The organism is Pseudomonas sp. K5002, assembly GCF_013386655.1.
GTDB lineage: Bacteria > Pseudomonadota > Gammaproteobacteria > Pseudomonadales > Pseudomonadaceae > Aquipseudomonas.
Window position 1 is genome coordinate 1 of record NZ_JACARK010001505.1, and the last position, 935, is coordinate 935.

Annotated in this window: 1 protein-coding gene and 1 pseudogene; both read right to left on the reverse strand. The window is 62.4% G+C overall.

What is annotated here, in order from left to right:
• On the reverse strand, nt 1-533 hold a 533-nt coding region (locus HX846_RS37545), incomplete at its 3' end, for an enoyl-CoA hydratase/isomerase family protein (RefSeq protein ID WP_178967504.1).
• Nucleotides 534-657: 124 nt separating this feature from the next.
• Nucleotides 658-935: pseudogene (locus HX846_RS37550) on the reverse strand (HPP family protein); the annotation flags it as partial.

The following is a 935-nucleotide window of genomic DNA, read 5'->3' on the forward strand; positions in this document are numbered from 1 at the left end:
ACCCCGAGGTAGATCCCCAGTTCCCCGGAAATGCGCGGCAGGAAATAGCTGCCGCCCACGTCAGGGAAATACCCGATGGCCACCTCGGGCATTGCCAGGCGGCTGCGGTCGGTGACCACCCGCAGGTCGGCGCCTTGCACCAGGCCCATGCCACCGCCAAGGACGAAGCCGTCCATCAGTGCCAGGACCGGTTTGCGATAGTTGTGAATGGCGAGGTCGAGGGCGTATTCCTCGACGAAGAAGTCTTCGTGGAGGGTGTCGCCGCTCTTGAAGCTGTCGTACAGCGAGCGAATGTCGCCGCCGGCGCAGAAGGCTTTTTCACCGGCACCGCGCAACACCACGGCATGCACCTGGGGATCGTCCGCCCACGCCTGCAAATGCCGGCTGAGGCTGCGGACCATGTCCAGGGTGAGGGCGTTAAGGCCTGCGGGGCGATTGAGGGTCAGGTGGCCAATATGGTTGCGTACGTGCGCCAGGACCTCGTCTTGCACAATCCCGGCGCTGCTTGCCTCGGATGAAACCTGAGCAGTCATCTCTAACTCCCTGCTTTTATTGTTCTTTATCAAGATGTTCGCGGGCGAACCATCTCGCGATCGTACCAGTGCAAATTTGCCCAGTACAAGTCGGAATCATGCAGGTCGTTTTTGCATTTTTGCCTTATGGAGGAGGCTGGCCCTGGTGCTGGAAAACCGCGCCGATGGTGCGCCGCCGGGCATACCGCTCGCTGGCCTGGATCAGCTCCTCCAGTTCCTGCGGGGTAACGTCCAGGAACTGCTCGCGCTCGGCGAGGGCCTGCTTGAGGTCCTCGGCGCTGATCCCGGGGTTTTCGGTGGCGATTGGCATAAAGATCGGCGCAGCCGGTTCGCGGGTGCCCTTGGGGTAACGCGTGCGCGTGGCGTTGTTGTAGGCCAGCGCGCAGGCCAACAAGGCTGTGG